The following is a 19,929-nucleotide window of genomic DNA, read 5'->3' as shown; positions in this document are numbered from 1 at the left end:
CCTCCTTTAATGATTAAAACTACAGACCAAAGACAAAACATTCTAAAGAATTTTGGTTAGATCGAGCATAGTATTGAACTCCGAAATTTACACTTCTTTCTCCAAACTCAACATATGAAAAATCGAAATTTGACGATTCCGGAGAGCTAGTACCAGCAATTGCACCCACGAAAGCGCTCCTCTTTAAAGTATTACTTTCGTCTAACCAAGCTAAAATATTACCATTGGATCTAACACTTCCAATCATACCGCCCACTTCACGATATGATGAACTTTGCACTAATAAGAATAAGGGCTTAAAAGATAAAGATGAGATGCTCCCTCCTGAAGCAGAAACTGTAGCACTTTTAAATTTTATACTAGTTCTAAGTGAGCTTATGTTATTGGACATCATGAGGAATGAAGCATCCGCTGCCGTTGGAATACCTTTGCCAGTAATGGCGGCAGCAATACTTGCTTTTCCGCTACTGACAGATGACTTTAAATCTGAAAGAGTTGTAGTGCCATTCTTATCTCTAAAAATCAGTTCTCCGCCATATTCATTCGCAATTGAGAAATCAATCCCACCGGGAGTACCGAACCCAATGTAGCCCTTTCTCCCTGCATTTGTCCCTGCTGGCAAAAAACCTTGGTAAACATGAGTTGATCCAACAAGATTTAACACCCCCGCATCACCTACTAATGAGCCTCCTGACTTTGGTAAACTCGCATTCTTTGCACTCGTCTCCGCCGCAACCTTCGCATCCCTAACCGCCTTCTCCGTCGCCGCCACCGTCTCGGATGTGCCATCCATCTTGTTCGATAACTGCACCTTCCCTTTTTGCGTCAAGGACGCATCGGGGATATCCATCTTGCTCACTGCTTCACGAAGTGCGTCCAAATCCGCTTGTGTGGCAACGCCTGCGTCAATCTTTTCAAAAATTGCATTAATGCTCTCCCGACTCACAGTTTCATTTCCTAGTGGAAGAGGTAGCTTCAATCGATCGGTTTCCTGTGGCATTACGCCCACACCTCCAGTTCATTCCACGTCAGGGACGCGGCATCAAGTTCATCCCAAGTTTTCTGCTTCTTGTCCAGGTCGTCCCAGACCAGATAACGGTATTTATATTCTACTGCCATATGCGCTGGTTTCAGTTCATCAATGGCTCGTTTCAGATCATCGATATTGGGCGGAATGCCCATCGTGTCTACAAAACTCACCGTAAAACTCCATGCTTCCGGCTGGAACGTGACATCCACCTTGCCCCCGGCATATGCCTCAGCAACGTTTGCAACTTGTCTTCCAGAAAACTTGCCTGCCCCGCGCAGCTTCGACTCCACCACAGCACGCCGTTGCTCCACAGGTTTGAGACGATCTGTCTCAATGCCAAGCTCCCGCTCCCAGAAATCCAGTCCCCACGTCGCTGTACGGACAAAAAACTGCTCCAATGTCTCGTCCAGAGCCTGATACAGCAGATCCATCTCCACACCTTTGGCCTGCATATCGGCCTGCATCACACGCGAAGTCTCATAATATTGGGGCAAAAAGGAGAACAGCTCCCGGCCTTTCTCACTCGTCAGTCCCACACTACTCATGCACATCCACCGTCCCCAGCACGGCCACTTGGCTGGTGGTCATCTCGATATTCTGGTCGCTTACACCGTTCACGGTCAGCTCCGAATAGTCGATAATCGGCGGGATGTCCAGCAGAATCGCAGCAATGCGAGTGTAACGTACGAGTGGATCGGCAAAGGCAAGCTGCTTCAAATACGCGGTCACTCCGCGTTCGATTAATGCCCGGACATCCGCCAGCGTGGCATCACTTGCCAGCGTCAGCTTCACCTGAATGTTCATCGGTACTTCCTCTGCCGGCATCACCGTCACCACAGGGCCAGCCGGAGCAACGCCTTCGCCTTGTCCATCCTGCGTGGGATCAACGTACTTTTGCACCGCATCCACCAGATCAGATCCTGCAGCTCGCTTGTCCGTATCCAGCAGATACAGCCCGACGGTACCCGGCCCCTGCCATAGCGGGATTACCCGCGTTGCCCCGACGCCCGGCACTTCGCTGGCCCATTGCACATACTGTGCCTTGTTGCCGCTGGTTCCCTGGTTGCGGACTTTGGCATAAAAGCGCTCCAGTAGCGCGGTATCTGCCTCGATGTCCGCACCGCCCTTGATGACGTCCGTGTTTACCACAGACGTCACTCCGCTTACCGGTGTAGACAGCACGGTTAACGTGCCTGCGGGTACATTGCTCTCTTTTCCGGCAACAAGCGCACGTACACCTACACTTCCGAGACCATCCTCATCCAGCTCCACACGGCCCACCGTTTCATATTCCAGCGACGCTTCACCGGATACCTCATCTGCGAGAGTAGCTACAACCGTACCTGCTGGCACGACTTTGACTTTCCCCGGCTCACCCGTGAATTTCACGGTGCCCTGTGCCGCCACCGCCGCCCGGCGTGTAATGCCATGTTCACCCGCGCGCAAATCCAGTTCCTCCGAACGAAAATTCGGATCACGGCTCGCCGCCGTACTGGCGAATCCGCGCCGCAGCAGCTCCTGCGCCCAAAGCGCCGCCTCGGACAGCATAAAGGCTACCGGAGCCTCCGCATCCCACAAAAACGACCCTTCCGACTTATCCAGATCCGCGGGCAGACGATCCAGCATACGCTGCATAATCTGTTCCTCCGTCTGGTCTTCCAAATAACGCGGAATTTCAGCCATCCCGTCAGATCACCTCACTTTCCAGAATAAACATCTCATCCTGCACACTCATCACCCGGCACGTAAACCCGCACTGCTCCCGGTCCCAATCAAATGTAAACTGATCGACCGTATCGGTACGTGGATCGGCGAGCAGCGTTTCCGTCACCATCCGGGCAATCTCACTTTCCGTCACACCGCGGCTATCCCCCTGACCGACCAGATCCTCCAGTTCCGAACCGTAGTCCCGAGAATAGATTACATGTCTGTACCGCGGAGTTTTCACCGCCTTGATACACCACTGTACCCAAGCTTCATGCGTATCTGCCGTGGCCACCTTGCCGCTGGGGGTCAGCACAAAATCACCAGCCTCATAGTCATAGCGCCAGCTTCGTCCAAAACGCACCTCTTCCGAGGCCACCCCGGACAGATCCTCTTCATCTCCCCAGACCATACCCGGAAACAAACTAGGCATTCGCACTCACCACCTTACACAGCACCACAATATCGTTCCCGCCATTCACCCGCATCGCCAGCACGCGATCCCCGGCTTTCAACCCTTTGCCCAAAGACCAGACTGCTTCTTCCACTTCCCCTTTTTGCAAAAGAAACCGTCCCGTGCCCGTCGTACCGCCGCCCGCCACATCAGATATCCCGGAAATCGCGCCAGCTGTCTCGCGCTCCGGCAACCCTAGCGTGCCCGGTAGCTCAGCCACGAGATAATCCTGCACTTCGTGCTTGAAATCGTCCAGCTTCACACCGGACGCCGTGATCGTACCAAGCACCGCGCCCAAACCGCTCACGGCCTGACGGGAATGTGTGCTCATCGCTCCCCGCATCACATTGGCAAACTGCCCGTACGGATCTTCTTTATTCAAGGTAAAACCTCCTTTTCACCAGCTCCGCCGTGCCCAGCTCCAGCGTCATCGTGCCCGGCCCGGCTGACAGATCCCGGCTCACCGACATGACGATCAGCTTTAGACCTTTCAACGTGACCGCATCTCCTGCGCGAATCGTATTGATATCCGGAGCCGAGATCGTAAACGTCTCTTGAATACCTGTCAGTTTGCTTTTTGCCAGTTTTTTTGCGGCGGCCGCGGTTTTTACCTGATCGTCTTCGACCAGTTTCTGTAATGTACCTAACTGCTCTGTATCACTCTGCTCAATCGCTAACACTTTGGAAGGCACCTCTTTACCGCTACCGCCGGACTCAGACGCTGCCATCACCTTTACTTTCGTGACCGCGCCTTCGAGTGTACGCATCTGCGTCAGATCGATTATCCGATCCAGCGCGTGTACCTTCGTGTTGCTACCTACCTTGAACAACTGCAACCCGCCAGGCGTCATCCGCGGATGATACATGTCTCCCCCGGACTTGGCCGTTTCTTTCAGATCGGCAAATATCATCGAAAAAATCGTCTGTGACCGATACACCGCCTTACCCAGCTTCGTCTTGATCTCTGGCAACGTAGCCAAGGGAATTTTCCATTCCTTAGCGTACGCTTTAAGCCGTTGCACTGCCGTCTGATCCTTGGGAAACAGGAATTCGTCCTCCGATTTCTCAAGATAAATCATTCGGTCGTAGACCGTGAGGGACAAACGCTTGGTGCCGCTGTTCGAGCTTTCCGCTTCCCAGATGACCGCTGGATGGAGCAGGTAGACCACTGATTTTTCGCCAAAAGGAACCCCACTGATCCGCACCGCCATGCCTGGTGAAATCGAAGGCAGACCTGAAGAAGCAGACACGGCCAGCCGGATGTTCGCTTGATAGGCAATCTGATCAAGCGAGTCCTTCAGCGTAATCGTTTCGACAAGCTTGGTGATATCATATTTGTCATCGACAATAACCTTGTAGGTCATGGCATCACCAGCTTTTGCCCGGGCTTGATCCGATTCGGATCACTGCCGATGATTTTCTTGTTGAGGTTGTAAATCTCGTTCCATTTGGAACTATTTCCGAGCTCAAGCTTGGCTATTTTGGACAGGGAATCCCCGGCTTTGACGGTATACGTCTTGCTGCTTTTTTTCAGATCGGTACGTGAACCAGACTTGCTACCAGAAGTGCCTGAACCCACTTTCCCCACTTTGGAATCTCGCCAGGTTCGCAGGGTCAAGTCGAAATAAATATCTCCCGGCTCCCCGCCGCGAAAACTCGAATTGAGTGAAATCAGAAATACTGGTACATTCACTCCGGTCCCCGAGATGATGAAACGCATCGGTTGTTTGGAGATGAGAAAGGTGTTCAGCACATTCAGCGCCACGCGTGGGTCTGGAAAATCCTTCTTGTCCATGCAATAGGACGGGTCATATACTTTGGGAAAAAAAGAAGAGAAGGTGATCTCCTTCACCTTCTCCCCTTGTGCAAAATCAAACTCGCCATGCTCCAGCATATTAATCGTTTCGTACCCCTTGGATCTGGAAATGTTGACTTCTTCCGGGTTCACCGGGAATACAAACGAAGTACTGCCGTCCTTCAACGTGAACGACATTTTATTAGGACCAACTTCATCTTGAAGTACAGACATATCTGCGGCCTCCTTTCTGCTTAGGCCATAATCGTTTTGCGATTTTGCATCGCCCGGCGGAGCTCGTTCGAGATCCGTTGCCCCACTTGTTGAGTCACAGCGTCGTAATCAATCGCGTTCTCCCAAACGGTCACTTGCACTGTGCCTGGTGCAACATTCACCGAAATCTGGTTGGTCGTTTCCGTTTTAAAATCCTTAAGGTAACCTGCCAAACTGCTCATCTGTTCTTCGGAAATACGCACGGTGAGCGGCGAAGCTTTCTCATTGGGTTGACCTGCGTTATTCGTGGCCATCGCTTGGGATTGCATCACGCTTGTTCCCATAAGACCCGCAGCCGTCGGTGAGCCCAATCGATTGTTCATATAAGCTTCGGGCCCAGTGATTGAGAGAACTGCCGGTCTGTACGCTGGCGGCATTTGAGGTGCTGCCGGTGGAGGGGGTGGCGTCTGCGGTGCTGCAGGTGTTGAGGATGACGTTATGTCCGCTGCTACTGGGGCAGTCTGCTCTTCTTTTTTAGAGCCGATACCAAAAAAACCTGCAACCCCACTGAAAAAATCTGTCGTTTTATCCGCCAAGTAACTCGCTCCCTCAGAAGCAAATTTCGCTACTTTTGAGATGCCCTCCGCGTTGTCTTTTAGAAATCCACCTACCTTGTCACCCAGCCATCCACCTGCCTTTTCACCAAGCCAACCGCCTATTGAACCGCCCAGCATGTTCCCAATCACCGGAATTGGAATCACACTACCAAGCACGGTACCAATAGCTGTTCCTACTGTATTACCAGCAACCGAACCTAACGCACGAGCACGATCCTCAGGTGGGGCGCTTGCAAGTTCTTGAATATTGTTATACATACGGAGTGGTGCAAACAATTTCCCCGCTCCTTTAACGAGATTGCCACCAAGCTTGCTTATGATGCCAGCCCCACCACTGCCTCCTGCCCCACCTCCACTTCCACTGCCTCCTCCGCCAAAGAGACCTTTTACATCGCCCCATAATCCATCGAATCCACCGATTAGATCAGACCCTGCGGACGAGAAGTCATTCACAAACTTTGCCCCACGTTTTGTAATCTTGAACGCCTTTTTGAATTTATTACCCGGTGTGGCGGGTGTTGTGATTTCTTTCCATAGCTTCTTCCCACTATTTCTAGCATCAAAAACTTTCCCCACACCAGATGAGATTGATTTTCCCCGATCAAACATGCCTTTCATCTTCTGCAAAAAAGTTTTCGGTTTCTCCTCTTTTCCTCCTGCTGCAAGATTAAGGGAATTCAGTTTGTTACTAAGCATATAGATCGATAGTGTATTCCTATTCAAAGCATCAATCAGTGACTGCGAATTTACATTAACGGATACGCCTGAGATTTGATGGCTGACTTTGAGCTTCACACTTGCTGTAGCATTCAACAAATTAGAGGGAATGCTCTTCATTTTATTCATCAGACCATTGAGCACCGGAGTAGCTTGATCGTCCAATCCAATTCTCGGTGTGATCCGCAAGCGGCTCAAACGGACAGCTGTACTATAGATGCTTTCCAGTCTGCGTCCGGTGGTTCTCAGCTCATCATTCACTTTGATCAGCCCTTGATACCGAACCCGGTTCAAGCGATCTGTAGAACGTTGAATCTGATCGAGGTAACGAAGCGTCGTTTTCATTTGTGTGTTCGATTGGGATAACCCGATAATCATTTCTGCCATTTGTTTCACCTCCTGACCTTTTCAATTAACGATTCATTTGAGCAGATATTGCCGCCATCTCTTCTTCCGAGAACGCAAGCAACAACGAGCGCTCCCCGCGTGGCAAAGACCAGAACTCTCCGGGACGGAGATGATGACGCACCCACATGTGATATAGGAACGTGGTCATCCCGCCGGAGTGAATCAGTTTTTTAGGTCTTCAATCTCCACGCCGAAGCCGGACAGTTCAAGCACTTTATCCCCAACCGCATCCAGTTCACCAGCCAGCAACATACGGCGCACCGCCTGCTCTCCACCCGACAGCTTCATACGTCCTGTGATGCGATTGTCTCCCCAGCCGGACAGCTCCAGTCCGCGGACACTCATTTTCACCGTGGCCTCGGAGATCAGCAGGGCGTTAAACGTTTCGGTATCCACCTTTTCCTCGGTGCGGCCTTTTGTCGTTTTGCGGATCGTACAGCGCTCGCGAATCTGGTCTACTTTGGAAGACGTCAATCCGCGCAAGGTGAGCAGCAGATCCAGACGCTGGATACGCACATTTTCTTCTGGCAGACGTTCTGCCGCTTCAAACAACTGATCTAAAATCTGCTCTTCGGACAAATTTTCATTCATACTCATCGGTTAAAATCTCCTTTTTCTCATGTATTCTCTGAATTCGATGTGCTTCCGTGTGTATTTCATAATCATCTCAAGACACAAAAAGACCGAGGGGTTCTCGGTCTGCTTCAGTGTCCTTGCTTATTGTGAACAAGTTCAATAACCTTTCATAAAAATCAGTTCGCTACAATCGGATTCAGCAATTCGAACCCTTCAAAGGTAAAGCCCGTTTCTTCCGGCACTTCCTCACCTGCCGTCCAGTTCGCCAGCTGAATTTTATCTACCATGCAACCTTTCAACAGTACACTTTCATGTCCGTACGACTCGGGATCATCCAGCTTGGAGATAATTTGAAATTTGGTAAAGCCGCGCTTGATCATATCGGACGTAACCTTGTAACCTGTCATCGTACCTGTACCTTTTTTAGCACCGTTTTTGTGAACCTTCCACTCGTTGCCGACCAGATTCAGCTCACGTTTCTCAATCTCTACGCTGGCCTCCAGCTTGTTAATATTGGTCTGCCACACACCATCCATATGCAATTGACCGTGGGTACCGAGAATCACTCTTGATGCATCCAACATGTATATTTCCTCCTTATTATGGTTGAGTGGTTATTGTTCACATATCATAACGACGCCATCAGAAATCCTCCGAATCACTGTATCCCTAGAATTTCGCTGTCCTCTCCGTTATTCGTGTAAACCAACCACTCAACATGTCCTTCTACTTTTTTACAAAACTATCTACTAGCCTGTTAGCCTGTTATCAAGCCTTTTACCTTATTGCACGTAAAACGTACCAAACAACTGCTCCATCACATCCGTCAGCTTCACATTCCATTGCAGGAATACCTGATCTGCCTCCGGTTTCAGCACAGGAACATCACCGTAATACGCCGGGTCGAGAACAACATCATACCCTTCGGCTTCGATAACATTACTCTGTGCAAGCAACGCCAAATAGGCCTTCATCGCACCAATCAGTGCCTGACGACCTTCTTCGGTATTGTTCACTTTGCCGATATACGTATCTTCTGCGGAGCGCTGCAAATCTGTATTAATCACATCCATGACCCGGATCGACCGGATTTTTTTCCACGCATTATTTTGTCCGGCAGCAGGGGTAACCAGAGTATTCACGCCACGAAGAGCTTTAACCCGTCGTCCATCGTGGAAGAAAATAAATACGCCATTCTGTACAGCCTGCTCCTGTTCGGCGCGTGTCCAGCGGCGTGTAACATCATCGAACGGTGCTGCCGCATATGTCGTGGATTCGTTCAGACGTTGTCCGGCGATAAGACCCGCAACATAAGCAGAGGTCTGTGCGGAGCTATAGAAAGCATCGCCCAAACGCACGCCCGTGCCCACATTAATCACACCTTCATGGTTCAGCGTAAGAGAGCGTGCTGCAGCCTTCTGAGCTGCCGAAGCAGACGTATCATCTGCCGTAGAGCCACCGAATACGGCCATGACTGGCTTGCCTTCACTGCGTACCCGTTTGACCCATGCCGCAAAGCTCGCAAGCAACGCTGCATCCGCCGCATGATCCAGGGCAAGCACATCAAACTGCTCTCCTTCCAGCGCGCCCTGCAAAGCAATGTACTCTGCATTCGTCAGTGCATCATTGCCGCTTACACCACCTTTGAAAGCCGCACCCGATACGTTCGCAACCTCCCCAGTCCCTTCTCCAATCGCCTGAGCCGTGATCCATAGATTTTGCTCATCGGCATTGATCTCTTTGGCAAGGGCTGCCGCTGTAACATCTGCCGTCAAGAGAGCATACAGCATGCGGTTGCCTTCAAACAGGCGCACTTCAAACTTCGTATTGTCGATCACACCCGGCTGAATCGTTACATAGAAGCCATTCGCACGGTCGCCCGGATATTTTGCATCAATCTGGAGCACATCAGCACCACCGCCGTCCTTCAACGTCAGCGTGGCTGCTTTCGCTGCAGAACTTGCCACCCGATAAGCGAGCAGTTTCTTCGGTCCGCCGAGCAAAGCCAGTTTCAAAGATGTATAAGCCGTACCGTTATCCATTGCATCGGCCGCAAATGTACGTTCAATTGCCGTTTCACTGCTTACTTCCACAAACGTGCCCACCGGACCCCAGTTAGCCTTGACCGGCACAACGACCGTTCCACGACTGCCTGCCTGAATTGCTGAAGACGCTGCCGCCTGAAAATTCATATACAAACCCGGAAGGACCGGACGATTTGTTTGTTCCCAAGTTCCACCTGCCATTATTCATTCACCTTCGCTTTCAAAAATTGGTTGATTCTTGCCTGTGCTTCTTCAATGGAAAACGTCTGTTGCGCCGCTTCGTGCAGCGCACCAGCCAGCACCTCTGCCTTCACGGCAAAGAGGGCTTCCGAATGATTCATCAGTTCAGCCCGCGTATACTGCGGGGAAACTGGTGACTTTTTTTTCATAAAGCTTGCCATGTATTTCTCACCTCGTTGGTTTAACAAAGTTCAAATGATCTCGTCTCACCTATTAATTTTTAATCCTATAATCGATGAAATATCTACTTTTGAAGCAGTCTTTCTGATACTAATCAGTCTACAAAAGCTACGATATAAAACGATCTGAAACTACCCGTTAGTGATAGCTTCTCTGGGACTTACTTTTACTCTATTCCTTTGTTATGGTGGATCTCACGCATAAGCGGTGCACTTGTAACCGGACGACGGATACGCTGTGTTAATGTCAGACGAATCTGTCCATTCAGATACGCATCGGCTTGCAAATCTGCTGTTACCTCATCTACTGTCACATACCGTGTATGACTCTCGCCCATCGCGTTAGCTCCAGCTTCCTCGTTATCCAATGGAGTCATTGGAATCCGCGATTGAAGTGCCAATTGCTGGACCAGGTGGCTTGCCGCCTGATCTGTCAGACCTGTATCATCGGTGAGAACATGCCCGATCCACTGTTTGCGTACTTCAAGCGCCGATGTTCCGGCCACTGCGGTACTGTACCCGCTTAAACGCCACAGTACAGACGGCATCCTATACCCACCTGGCCAACTATTGGCATACACAGACCAATTCGATCCCAGCTTGTTCGCTGTCCATAGCTGCAAAGCAACAAGCCAAGGATCACCCGTGACAGGGTTATTCCCGGCGGCGCCTTGCGGTTCAGGAACGTATACACCAAAACGTAAACTACGCGTAACCATACCCGATCCACTATCAACACGGTCACTGTCCGTTGAACCCAGATAGAGGCAGGTAAAAGCTTCACCTTGCTCATCTTCCAGCCGAACCTGATGCAAGCCTGCGATTAACTCTGCTGACCAGGCCTCCACCTGCTCTGCACCCCCGTCTTCCGATCGGGCATACGGTGAAATCTTGATGATTCTCCTGTATCCTGCCCAGGTTGACTTGGGCACTTCTTCAGCAAAAGCAATCACTGCACATGGGCCAGACAGCACTTCACCCGAAGCAGGAATATCCTGCACGCGGCCTTCCCAAGCAGGTATGAGAGTTGCAAGCTTCTGCTTTAACGTCTTTTTGATACGTGTACTTAGTCTGATCTCTGATATCCTGATCTCTGATACACCATTGCTAATTTCGTGGCTTTGCTCATTGTTCATTTTATTGCTCGTTTCACTGTTCATTTCATGTCGAATAGACACATTCATTTCGCCCCCTTCCGCCGTAAAAGTGAATGCTGCCCGCATGTTACAGCAACCATGTGGCAGTTCGGGATTCCCCCTTTTTCCCACACTCCGTGTAGAAACCGGATCAAAATGCAGGGACAACTTCACCGCATCAAAAAGACCAGCCCTATTGACTGGTCTGTACATTAGCGTATGTGCTTTCGGTGTGTCCCTCGGCAATGGATCCGATAATACTATCTTACAGCCTTTTTACCCTACCGCGGATGGTGATTGGGTTGACTTGTGCGCGAATAAGGGAGGAAGTTGGGCGGTAAAAAGACGACACTTCTTATGTGACTTTTTTCTCTAAAGATAGACAATTAAATGTTAAAAATATACCATTAATAAAGTGATCGTGTTCTATTAGAGTGGAGGCGATTAAATGAAAAAATCTGATCTATTTTACATCTGGGTGTTCATCTCAAGTTATTTGGCAGGCCTAGTTGCGTATACCTTGGGTTTATTTCTACTTTATGATGAAAAAATGAGTGGTTGGGGACAACTTCTCATGTGGACCGCCCCCTCTTTTTTCACAGTAACTTTGCTATTATTTCTCTTATCCATTCTTCTATTGAAATGGATAAATAAGTACTTTCTTTGGACACAAACGCTGTTATTCGCACTTGCAGCCATTGTCCCCGTATATTCGATCCCTGTTCTTTCTGGATTTTGGAACTTTACAAGCATTGCTTTTCTATTTTCTCCAGAAGGAAGGTTATTCTACCTATTTTTCTTTATCTCGTCTCTCATGTCTTCTTATGGGGTATGGATCGCACATAAGCGTCACAGTTATAAATCATTTCTCATACTTTCTTTTGTTGTAGCTATGATGTTCGTCATTATAGCTGCTTGGCATTGAGAATCAGAAAGCGAGCTACCGTTTATGAGTAGCTCGCTCTATTTGTTCTCAACTTGAATTGCAGTCCATTTCTTCTGTCATTCTAAAACATGATTTTAGTTCAGCCTTGCTTGCGGGCTCAGCGTAATTTCAAACGCACGTCCCCAAATGAAATCCGGATTGTTGTATTCCAACAATTCACCATGATAAGTTGCATACGTCAGTTGCCCGTCACAGATTCGGCGAATGGCCGGGTTGCCTTGCCCGAAAGCCGGTTTGCTTGCCAGTTCAGCGGTGTGTGTCTGCATAAGGTCACGCAGCAAGCTTTGCAGATGAGCGTAATCCTCTTCCGAGTTAAACAGCAGCATATTCTGATCCGCCAGTGTTGCTACATTGGTATACAGTGCATGCGCACGCGAATAGGTACGAACATCGGCAATGGCTACCGCTTTGTAGCTGTAGTCCTTCAGGAAACGTTTGAACAACAGCGAGCCGTGTGCATTCATGGCATCCCGCAGCTTATATTCATGCTTTTCAGTCGTGATCAGTGCAAATCTCGATTGTGCCATGCCAACCGCAAGACCAATTTTGTTCCCCGGTGTATTCCAGGCACTGTATCCAAGTACGCGTCCGGTATATGGACTATTCAGCAACGCTTCAGCCACATCGACATTCGCAGGCCCTTTACCCACAAAATCAATCAGGATCGAAGGCAACCCCTGTTCCCCATTCGTTGCCAAACGCTCCACTGCCGCCTGTGCCTGGTCAAGCGCCGTAATAGCAATGATCTCCATATCCAACGTAGAATCTGCCCCATCCTCAATCATAACACCACCGACAATATCGACGTGATGCACCACATTTTGATGTACATCCATATATTCGTAGGTATTGATGATCGTCGAGCCGTGTGGCCCGTAATACTTCACACCATATTTCGTTTTCGCTCCGCCCCTGAATAACTGGTTCGCCATTCGAGCGACTAGAGCATGTCCCAGACCGTCGGCATCCGGCAAAATAATCGCACGATCCGGGTTCTGTCCATCCGTGCCGCCAAGCCATTCGTTAATCCGTGCTTCGACATACTTGATCTCGTTGATCTGAACCCCTTGGGTATTCGCATCATCCACACCAACGGCAAGGAAATCAATATAACCCGTACGAGCCAGTTGATCCAGAATGTAACGATTGGTTTTGAACTTGTGCTGTCTTGTATTATAGTATTTCGGTTTATCAAAATAAGTGGTCTCCCCATACTCTACTCCATCTGGAGAAACGTTATATCCTTGAATAATATCTTCAAACTCCGTGAAGGTCTGGCGTGGTTGCTGCATCAGAGAGCGAGATTCATTATAGGCATCCAGTGCCAAACCATCTGCAAATGAAGTGGTTGCAAGCCGCATAATCGTATCCATCACAAACAGCGGTTTGCGAGGGTACTTCGTTTTAATTATTCGAATGACATCCAGCAAATGAGTGGTTTGCTCGTCATATGACGGATACGTTCCCCCGCCGTTTTCGCGAAGCTGACGACTGCCGATTAATCCGCCATAAGCAAGCATATCCGTTGAAATAATGAAACCATCTGCCTTCGCTGCATGTTTGACAATGAAATCATAAATGTTGGACGGATTCCCGTAAACGGGCGTCGAAGTGCCCAGCAGCGTTGTGCCGTCGGTCGTCTTCTTCGTATCCAAACGGTTCTTGATATCTTTCAGGCTGGGTGTAACGATGTGAAGACCGGCTGCTTTCCCTTGGACAATGACGTCATCCAGATTCGCCGGACGATCATCGAGTGGTACATACAATACTGTTTTCATATCATGTATCCTCCTGTTTTTTGATATTCTTCAATACCCGATCAGGGCAAGGGCGCAATCACCGAAATGAAAAAAACCAGCATTTTGCTGGCCTGATCTTTTTCTGCGTGAGCTACTTTTCCGTCTCTTGCACATCGTTTAGACTTTGTGCGCTACACGCTACAAACTGCACGGCACATTGCTTCCCTTGCTTCTGATCCGATACTATCATCTTACCTTCTTTTCTCCCTCACGTAGACGGTATTGCGGATGAATTACGCCGATCTGTCGTCGGTTTTATGAGAAATAGTGCGGCTCTACCGAAAAAGCACCTGCCGCTTGGGCAAGTGCTTTTCTAAGCTAATCTTTTTAAGTTGTTCGTTATTCAAGGATGCCGGTTTAATCCATATATATCGATTCCAATTATGGCATATTCACACTGATCCATGTTCACGCGATAATATAACGGAAATTTTCCCAAATTCCAGGCTCAGGCTCCTCATGTTTGGCATGGTGATAGAAGCTGAACGGAAATTTAAATATATGCCCGCCATACCAGTCACGGCAGCGCCGATCCTTCAACCAGTATTCCAATTCATGTGGCAGAGCGCGTGAACGCTCAGCTTGTGCTAGTGGTAGCACGTCCACAGGAGATTGCAGCGTGGCTGCCTCCGGCGTCAGATCGATATCACGGCTCAGGCGCAAGGCCTTGACCATTTTGAGAAAAGGCGGAACGCCTTTATAGAATAGAGCCTGATAACCCAGCTCATAAAGCATGTTCAGCGCATGACCGTAGGTAAGCATATGTCCAATCAGATCATGATGGGCTTCCGCTTGATAAATTGTACGAAACGCACCAAGTTCCTCCAGAATGAACTGAGACAACTGAATCGGATGCAGTATCTCAGGGAAATCGTCATTATCGTCCAGCTGCATATGGCGAATCTCTTTTACTGTTGTATTCACCCAGGATCTCCCTGGAATCGTACGTTCAAACGACTCGATTAATTGAGCAATCTGCTCAATCTCTTCTACGGTGCCCCATCCTTCCAGTTCACGAAGGGCTTTGAGGCTAATCGCACCATAGATCACTTGGTGTCCTACCCAGTGCAACTCGCCAATCGTGTGCTCCAGCGCGTCTGCAATACGCGCTTCGGCTTCTTCTAACGGCATGCGCTCACTTGGTGAAGCGGTATGACTGATATGTGTCCCATGCTGGCGAAGCATCGCTTTCGCTTCGGCGGTAACACTGCCAGCGGCGAGGGCTGTGAGGCGATTTTCCCTCACCCAAAAGTAAGCCGCAATAGCCCCTGCCCCATAATGGGCATGCCATAGGTCACCTGTGCGTTCCCGACTGGACGCAATAGTCGCTAGTCCCTCTTCCAACAAACGTCGATCCAAGTGTGTCATCCCCCTTCAAGTTACGGAAGCCTCGCTACAAGCCGGACTACTCCTGATCTCCATAAAATAAAGCGTTTACTTCTATAACATGATGGAGTTCAGATACTTATTCCCCTTTTCCCCTATATCTGATCTAAGAACTTTCAACCTGTCAGTCCAGTAGCAAAATATCCTGATGAATGGCTATAATCCCCCTCGAATCGAAGCGTACCCACTTGATGTATCGTTGCTTCTAGCGGGAAAATCTGAGCCTTTTGATTAGAGAAAAACCATACTCGTTCTTTCCTCACCACAATAAACAAACCGTTTCGATCACCTACAGGAGAAAACGTATCACTGCCTTCGCCCCAGCGGGGTAATCCCACTTTCTCCAATTCGTGCACTGTGGCTGGCACATCCTCCGAAACCAGCCCGATCTCACACACCTTCAAAATATTTTCCACCGAAAATGCACCCTCTTGCTCGTTATTTTCCTTATGATGAGCGATCAACTCCACGATATTTCCGGCCGGGTCTTCAAAATATAACGAATGTGAATCCCAATTGGTTGAGTAAGTCTGATCCCGCTCTCCATCTGTGCTTAGCGTTACCCGTGACGCTGCCCACTGCTTCGCTTGCTGAAACTGATTCCTCGGAATCATCCAGGCAAAATGATAAAACGGTTCAATGCCCTTTTTCTCTGTTTCGGTTGCAGAGTTCCACTGCTTGAATATCATTTTGGTGCTTCCAGCCTTCACAGTGAAGGCCTCCTCTACAGGATTAATCTCGGATACCTTCATGCCCAGCCTAACTCCATAGAAATGGTGCAGTTCCTCCAGCTTTACGGTATGAAACAATACTTGTTCAATGATCATATACTTCTCCCATGCAGCCTCTCCCATTCACTCCACGGCACCAAGCCAAGCTCAGGCTTCGCTTCGTCTGGCAGCACAGCGATGAATTCTAACGAGTGACCATCCGGGTCAGCAAAATAGACCGCAACCGCAGGCATCCAGGCAAAGACATATAATTCCCCAATATCATCATCCTGAAAATTACGGGTGGGGATGCCCTTGTTTTCCAGGTATTCAACGGCATGTTTCATATCTTCCAAAGATACGTGAAAAGCAAAGTGCTGACGTTGCACCTGTGCAGGTTCCTTCTCCCACAGCCCCAGCATGGCATGGCGCTCGCCGCCAATCCAGTAAAATAAGTATCCGTGTTCCGGCTGTGCATTAGCAAGAGGTAAGCCCAGTACCTTCTCGTAAAAATGATGTGATCTTTGAAGATCTGCAACATTCAGATGTGTTTCATATAAACCTTTAATCACGCTGTGTCCCCTCCTTCTATTTCGTTAAGATGATGAATTTATTAGACTGAAATGATGCCCCACTTGTCAGCCTTGGATTACTCTACAGTGCACTCCTTGCCGCCGTTAACGTCTGAGCCAGATTCAGAAAAGAGCCCAGTACACGCTGCACCCGTTCCTCAATATCCTGACTTCCTTCGTATTCCTCGTAGCCATCAAACGTCGCTTCAAATCGTCTGCGCTGTGCACCACCAATGGAAATCCATTCCGGAGCATTAATACCATGCAGATTACGTACCATGGTTTGCATTTGGGTAAGCGAGCTTACCCCAACTGCTCCTCCAGCAGAGCTGATCGATAAAACCGATTTACCACTGAAATGGGCCTGACTCAGATGATCAAGCGCATTTTTAAGCACACCGCTTATGCTACCGTGATACTCCGGTGTAGAAAGAATGATGGCATCCGCTGCAAGCATCGCGGTATTCAATGTTACCAGGTTCTCGTCGGTATCTTGCTTTTCATCTGGGGCATAGAACGGAAGTGGTTTTTCATACAGATTAAATAAGCTCGCTTCGTGTCCTTGTCTTTGAATGATCTCTGCGGCATATTCACCCAGACGTGTGCTTGTTGCATTTCTCCGGTTGCTGCCTGCCAATATCACAATATTCATTACATTCACTCTCCTGATCGCTGTTAGTATCTTCTTACCTGCTCTTGTCTCTCGGCTTTGGTTATCCTTATTTTACCTTGATGTAGCTCGGCATTCGTCAGCTAATGGACTTAACTTCAGCACAAAAAAACTCAACCTTTGGGTTGAGTTCATACGACTTTAGTCTGAATTTTGTCTGAATTTGGCGACTCCAGTGGTAGCCTGTAATTCATCACAGTTCCCAGCCATTTCGAACAGCATGCAGTGCTGCCTGAGTACGGTCTGCAACCCCTAGTTTATCCAGTAGATGACTGACATGTGTTTTGACTGTTTTCTCCGAAATCACGAGCCGTACGGCAATCTCTTTGTTGCTCAGCCCTTGAGCGATCAGCCCCAGCACTTCGCGTTCACGGCGAGTAAGTATATTTAGACCTTCATCGGACGGAGAACGCGATTGACTAGAACTCCATGAACGACTTGAAGGACTTGGTTCATTTAACTGACTCGTTTTACTCGATTGGCTTGGTTCGCTCGTTTGTTGATCCGTCTGATTCGAACGTTGTAAATATTTTTTTCCTGAGGTATTCCCTTCCTCTTGCGGTGCATCTGACAGCATATCCATCGACGCCATGACATGCATCAATTGACTTGCAGCCGCTGGATGTAATTCGACCTGACCGGAATGCACATTACGGATCGCAGCGGCTAAATCCTCAGGCTCGATATCTTTAAGCAGATACCCCTTCACACCTGCACGAACCGCAGGAACGACATGATCCTGATCCGAGAACGAAGTTAGCACGATAATCCGCGTATGTGGCAGCAGACTACGCAAACGCCTGGCTGTTTCGATGCCGTCCATGACAGGCATATGAAGATCCATCAGAATAACATCCGGCTCCAGCTCCTGTGCTTGCTCCAAGGCTTCCTGCCCGTTCGATGCTTCACCGATAACCTTCATATCTTCCTGCGTTTTCAGAAAAACATGTAGTCCCCGTCTGACCATGACATGATCGTCGGCAAGTAGAATTGTAATCGGCATCATTGCCTGCCTCCTGACTCTATTCCGCTTCATACGGAAGTGGTATAACTGCTGTCACGGTTGTCCCTTTACGCGAAGAACTCCTTATATTTAGTTTGCCTCCGAGTGATTGTGCGCGCTCTCTCATAATCGACAATCCGAGTGAATTTTCCGATGATGGCTTCCGCCGCTTGGCACCGCCCTTCCCCTGATCCGAGATGGTGAGTTTCGCTTCACGTTCACTGAATTCAAGCTGTACGCATGCCGAAGACACCCCTGCGTGCTTCCGAATATTGTTCAAAGCCTCCTGACCAATACGCCACAAACCTTCTTCGATATTACGCGGTATGGAGCGCATCCCCTTACGATCAGCGATAACTTGAAGCCCCTGTTTTGCCCCATACTCCTGAAGCGCGCTGACTAATCCGGCCTCCAAACCTGATGGACGAAGCTGCATAATCAATGCTCGCATCTCCTTGAGTGCTTCCTGAGACAAGGCTCGTATATCTCTCATCACTTCTGCTGCCGGATGCATCGGCTCCGTACCGGAGAGCATACTCTCTGCACCTTTCGCCGTCAACGATAGGGAGAACAAAATTTGATTCACCGAATCATGCAAATCCCGAGCAAGCCGATTCCGCTCTTCAAGCCTCGCCAGTTCGCGCCGATGATCTGCCAGCTTCAGGCTCTCCCGTGAAGCAATGATATGCTCTGCCAGAGCCTCAAGGACTTCCCTGTCTGCCCGAATCAGATCCAGGGATCGTGATTCAGTACCGATGATCAACACTCCCGGTTCCTCTGGCGCATGATATGGGAGAGGTACACCCACCCCCGAAGCAAATTCACCCCATTGAAATTCAAGGCTGAATTGGCCGAATATTTCAGCAAGTTCATCCGCGGATAGGATGGCTGCACGATAGTGATCCACGATCCGATCCATGAGGCGTGTCCCTTCCAAGGAAAGGGGATCTGCCGAGTCCGTCCATACCTCACCATGTGCATACATTGCCTGTATATGAAATGTGCTATTCGTTTGTTGTACAAGCGCAGCGAACGACCAATCAAAATGCTTGCCAAGCAGCCTTGCAACAGTATCCGGCAATGCATTCGGCTCACTGCATTCATTGACAGCAAGACTTAATGCTGTGCCGAAGTCCCCGAGCCGGGCATAGAGTTCTGCCCGTCGCTGCTCTGCACGATAAAATCGCATTCGCTCCATTGCACTGCCAATCTGATAGGCTACCGCCTGCAAAAGTGCGAGTTCACTATCGCTGAAAACCTCTTTGCCTGGCGCTGCTACATTGAGCAGTCCCAACATTCGATCACCCGAACGCAGTGGAACTGTCGCGTGGTGTGTAATATCCTGCGTATCTCCCCACTTAAACTCCACAGCATCTTCAAGACGTTTGCAGTTAATGATATTGATCGCATGTTGCAGCCCTCCATCCCTAAAACGGTTGATACACCAGCACGTTCCCATCCGCATGGGCTCTTTATCGTTTCGAATTAAAGCTGGCGGCAAGTTATAGTCTGATACACAGGCATACTCTCCGCGTTCATCGATAAGAAAAAGCCATCCCGCCGTGAGTCCGGTTAGCTCAAGTAATTTGCCAACAACCGTATCCAGCATCAGACTAAGGTCATTGGAGGTATTTAACGTTTCCGCAATGGTTTTAAGCGTCACCATTTCCTGCATTCCAGCCTCTTCCGGCATGGACACTCCCCCTCAGATGCTCCGTCAGTGATTTTG

22 protein-coding genes are annotated in these 19,929 nt (G+C 49.2%); 1 reads left to right on the top strand and 21 read right to left on the bottom strand.

Features of this window, described 5'->3' with window-relative positions:
- Positions 1-19 precede the first annotated feature (19 nt).
- From ABIE27_RS21390 to ABIE27_RS21325, 14 genes are all read right to left on the bottom strand, one after another.
- Complete coding sequence (locus tag ABIE27_RS21390) at positions 20-1,000, bottom strand: tail fiber protein (RefSeq protein ID WP_429351434.1); 981 nt, start codon at positions 998-1,000, stop codon at positions 20-22.
- Positions 1,000-1,575, bottom strand: a complete 576-nt coding sequence (locus ABIE27_RS21385) for a YmfQ family protein (RefSeq protein ID WP_429351433.1) — start codon at positions 1,573-1,575, stop codon at positions 1,000-1,002. Before ABIE27_RS21385 ends, ABIE27_RS21390 begins: the two co-directional genes overlap by 1 nt.
- The gene (locus tag ABIE27_RS21380) at positions 1,568-2,713 is read right to left on the bottom strand and encodes a baseplate J/gp47 family protein (RefSeq protein ID WP_429351432.1); all 1,146 of its coding nucleotides are present in this window, start codon (positions 2,711-2,713) and stop codon (positions 1,568-1,570) included. Before ABIE27_RS21380 ends, ABIE27_RS21385 begins: the two co-directional genes overlap by 8 nt.
- 4 nt (positions 2,714-2,717) lie before the next feature.
- The gene (locus tag ABIE27_RS21375) at positions 2,718-3,167 is read right to left on the bottom strand and encodes a DUF2634 domain-containing protein (RefSeq protein ID WP_429351431.1); all 450 of its coding nucleotides are present in this window, start codon (positions 3,165-3,167) and stop codon (positions 2,718-2,720) included.
- Entirely contained in the window at positions 3,160-3,570 is a 411-nt protein-coding gene (locus ABIE27_RS21370; protein ID WP_429351430.1) for a hypothetical protein, read from the bottom strand. Before ABIE27_RS21370 ends, ABIE27_RS21375 begins: the two co-directional genes overlap by 8 nt.
- Positions 3,563-4,552, bottom strand: coding sequence for an XkdQ/YqbQ family protein (locus ABIE27_RS21365; RefSeq protein ID WP_429351429.1), 990 nt, complete (start codon positions 4,550-4,552; stop codon positions 3,563-3,565). Before ABIE27_RS21365 ends, ABIE27_RS21370 begins: the two co-directional genes overlap by 8 nt.
- Positions 4,549-5,181, bottom strand: coding sequence for a LysM peptidoglycan-binding domain-containing protein (locus tag ABIE27_RS21360; protein ID WP_429351526.1), 633 nt, complete (start codon positions 5,179-5,181; stop codon positions 4,549-4,551). Before ABIE27_RS21360 ends, ABIE27_RS21365 begins: the two co-directional genes overlap by 4 nt.
- 56 nt (positions 5,182-5,237) lie before the next feature.
- On the bottom strand, positions 5,238-6,917 hold the full coding sequence (locus ABIE27_RS21355; protein ID WP_429351428.1) for a hypothetical protein: 1,680 nt from the start codon (positions 6,915-6,917) through the stop codon (positions 5,238-5,240).
- 25 nt (positions 6,918-6,942) lie between these two features.
- On the bottom strand, positions 6,943-7,086 hold the full coding sequence (locus ABIE27_RS21350; protein ID WP_186811683.1) for a hypothetical protein: 144 nt from the start codon (positions 7,084-7,086) through the stop codon (positions 6,943-6,945).
- A gap of 14 nt (positions 7,087-7,100) precedes the next feature.
- Positions 7,101-7,535 (bottom strand): phage tail assembly chaperone, encoded by a 435-nt coding sequence (locus tag ABIE27_RS21345; RefSeq protein ID WP_090918338.1) that lies wholly within the window; start codon positions 7,533-7,535, stop codon positions 7,101-7,103.
- 155 nt (positions 7,536-7,690) lie between these two features.
- Positions 7,691-8,098, bottom strand: a complete 408-nt coding sequence (locus ABIE27_RS21340) for a phage tail tube protein (RefSeq protein ID WP_123063182.1) — start codon at positions 8,096-8,098, stop codon at positions 7,691-7,693.
- A gap of 198 nt (positions 8,099-8,296) precedes the next feature.
- Positions 8,297-9,760 carry a phage tail sheath subtilisin-like domain-containing protein gene (locus ABIE27_RS21335; protein ID WP_123063181.1) on the bottom strand — a complete coding sequence of 488 codons (1,464 nt, stop codon included), beginning with the start codon at positions 9,758-9,760 and terminating at the stop codon, positions 8,297-8,299.
- On the bottom strand, positions 9,760-9,960 hold the full coding sequence (locus ABIE27_RS21330; protein WP_123063180.1) for a hypothetical protein: 201 nt from the start codon (positions 9,958-9,960) through the stop codon (positions 9,760-9,762). Before ABIE27_RS21330 ends, ABIE27_RS21335 begins: the two co-directional genes overlap by 1 nt.
- 185 nt (positions 9,961-10,145) lie before the next feature.
- Complete coding sequence (locus ABIE27_RS21325; RefSeq protein ID WP_151458051.1) at positions 10,146-11,327, bottom strand: hypothetical protein; 1,182 nt, start codon at positions 11,325-11,327, stop codon at positions 10,146-10,148.
- Positions 11,328-11,562: 235 nt separating this feature from the next.
- On the opposite strand from ABIE27_RS21325, the gene ABIE27_RS21320 reads away from it, so the two are divergent.
- Positions 11,563-12,039: a hypothetical protein gene (locus tag ABIE27_RS21320; RefSeq protein WP_429351427.1), complete on the top strand. Its 477-nt coding sequence runs from the start codon at positions 11,563-11,565 to the stop codon at positions 12,037-12,039.
- A gap of 95 nt (positions 12,040-12,134) precedes the next feature.
- On the opposite strand, the gene ABIE27_RS21315 is transcribed toward ABIE27_RS21320, so the two are convergent.
- From ABIE27_RS21315 to ABIE27_RS21285, 7 genes are all read right to left on the bottom strand, one after another.
- Positions 12,135-13,838: a DUF4127 family protein gene (locus ABIE27_RS21315; RefSeq protein ID WP_123063177.1), complete on the bottom strand. Its 1,704-nt coding sequence runs from the start codon at positions 13,836-13,838 to the stop codon at positions 12,135-12,137.
- A gap of 429 nt (positions 13,839-14,267) precedes the next feature.
- Positions 14,268-15,218, bottom strand: a complete 951-nt coding sequence (locus ABIE27_RS21310; protein ID WP_240036670.1) for a hypothetical protein — start codon at positions 15,216-15,218, stop codon at positions 14,268-14,270.
- 143 nt (positions 15,219-15,361) lie between these two features.
- Positions 15,362-16,072, bottom strand: a complete 711-nt coding sequence (locus tag ABIE27_RS21305; RefSeq protein WP_123063175.1) for a VOC family protein — start codon at positions 16,070-16,072, stop codon at positions 15,362-15,364.
- The gene (locus tag ABIE27_RS21300; RefSeq protein WP_123063174.1) at positions 16,069-16,527 is read right to left on the bottom strand and encodes a VOC family protein; all 459 of its coding nucleotides are present in this window, start codon (positions 16,525-16,527) and stop codon (positions 16,069-16,071) included. Before ABIE27_RS21300 ends, ABIE27_RS21305 begins: the two co-directional genes overlap by 4 nt.
- Positions 16,528-16,609: 82 nt before the next feature.
- Positions 16,610-17,179 carry an NADPH-dependent FMN reductase gene (locus ABIE27_RS21295; protein WP_123063173.1) on the bottom strand — a complete coding sequence of 190 codons (570 nt, stop codon included), beginning with the start codon at positions 17,177-17,179 and terminating at the stop codon, positions 16,610-16,612.
- A 211-nt stretch (positions 17,180-17,390) separates the two neighbouring features.
- The gene (locus ABIE27_RS21290; RefSeq protein WP_123063172.1) at positions 17,391-18,200 is read right to left on the bottom strand and encodes a response regulator; all 810 of its coding nucleotides are present in this window, start codon (positions 18,198-18,200) and stop codon (positions 17,391-17,393) included.
- Between the two features lie 19 nt (positions 18,201-18,219).
- A complete protein-coding gene (locus tag ABIE27_RS21285; RefSeq protein WP_123063171.1) occupies positions 18,220-19,893 on the bottom strand; it encodes a GAF domain-containing sensor histidine kinase in 1,674 nt (557 codons plus the stop codon).
- Between the last annotated feature and the right edge of the window lie 36 nt (positions 19,894-19,929).

Source organism: Paenibacillus sp. 4624, assembly GCF_050435065.1.
Taxonomy (GTDB): Bacteria; Bacillota; Bacilli; order Paenibacillales; family Paenibacillaceae; genus Paenibacillus; species Paenibacillus amylolyticus_D.
The sequence above is the reverse complement of the archived record's forward strand: the minus strand, read 5'-3'. Positions and strand labels throughout refer to the sequence as shown.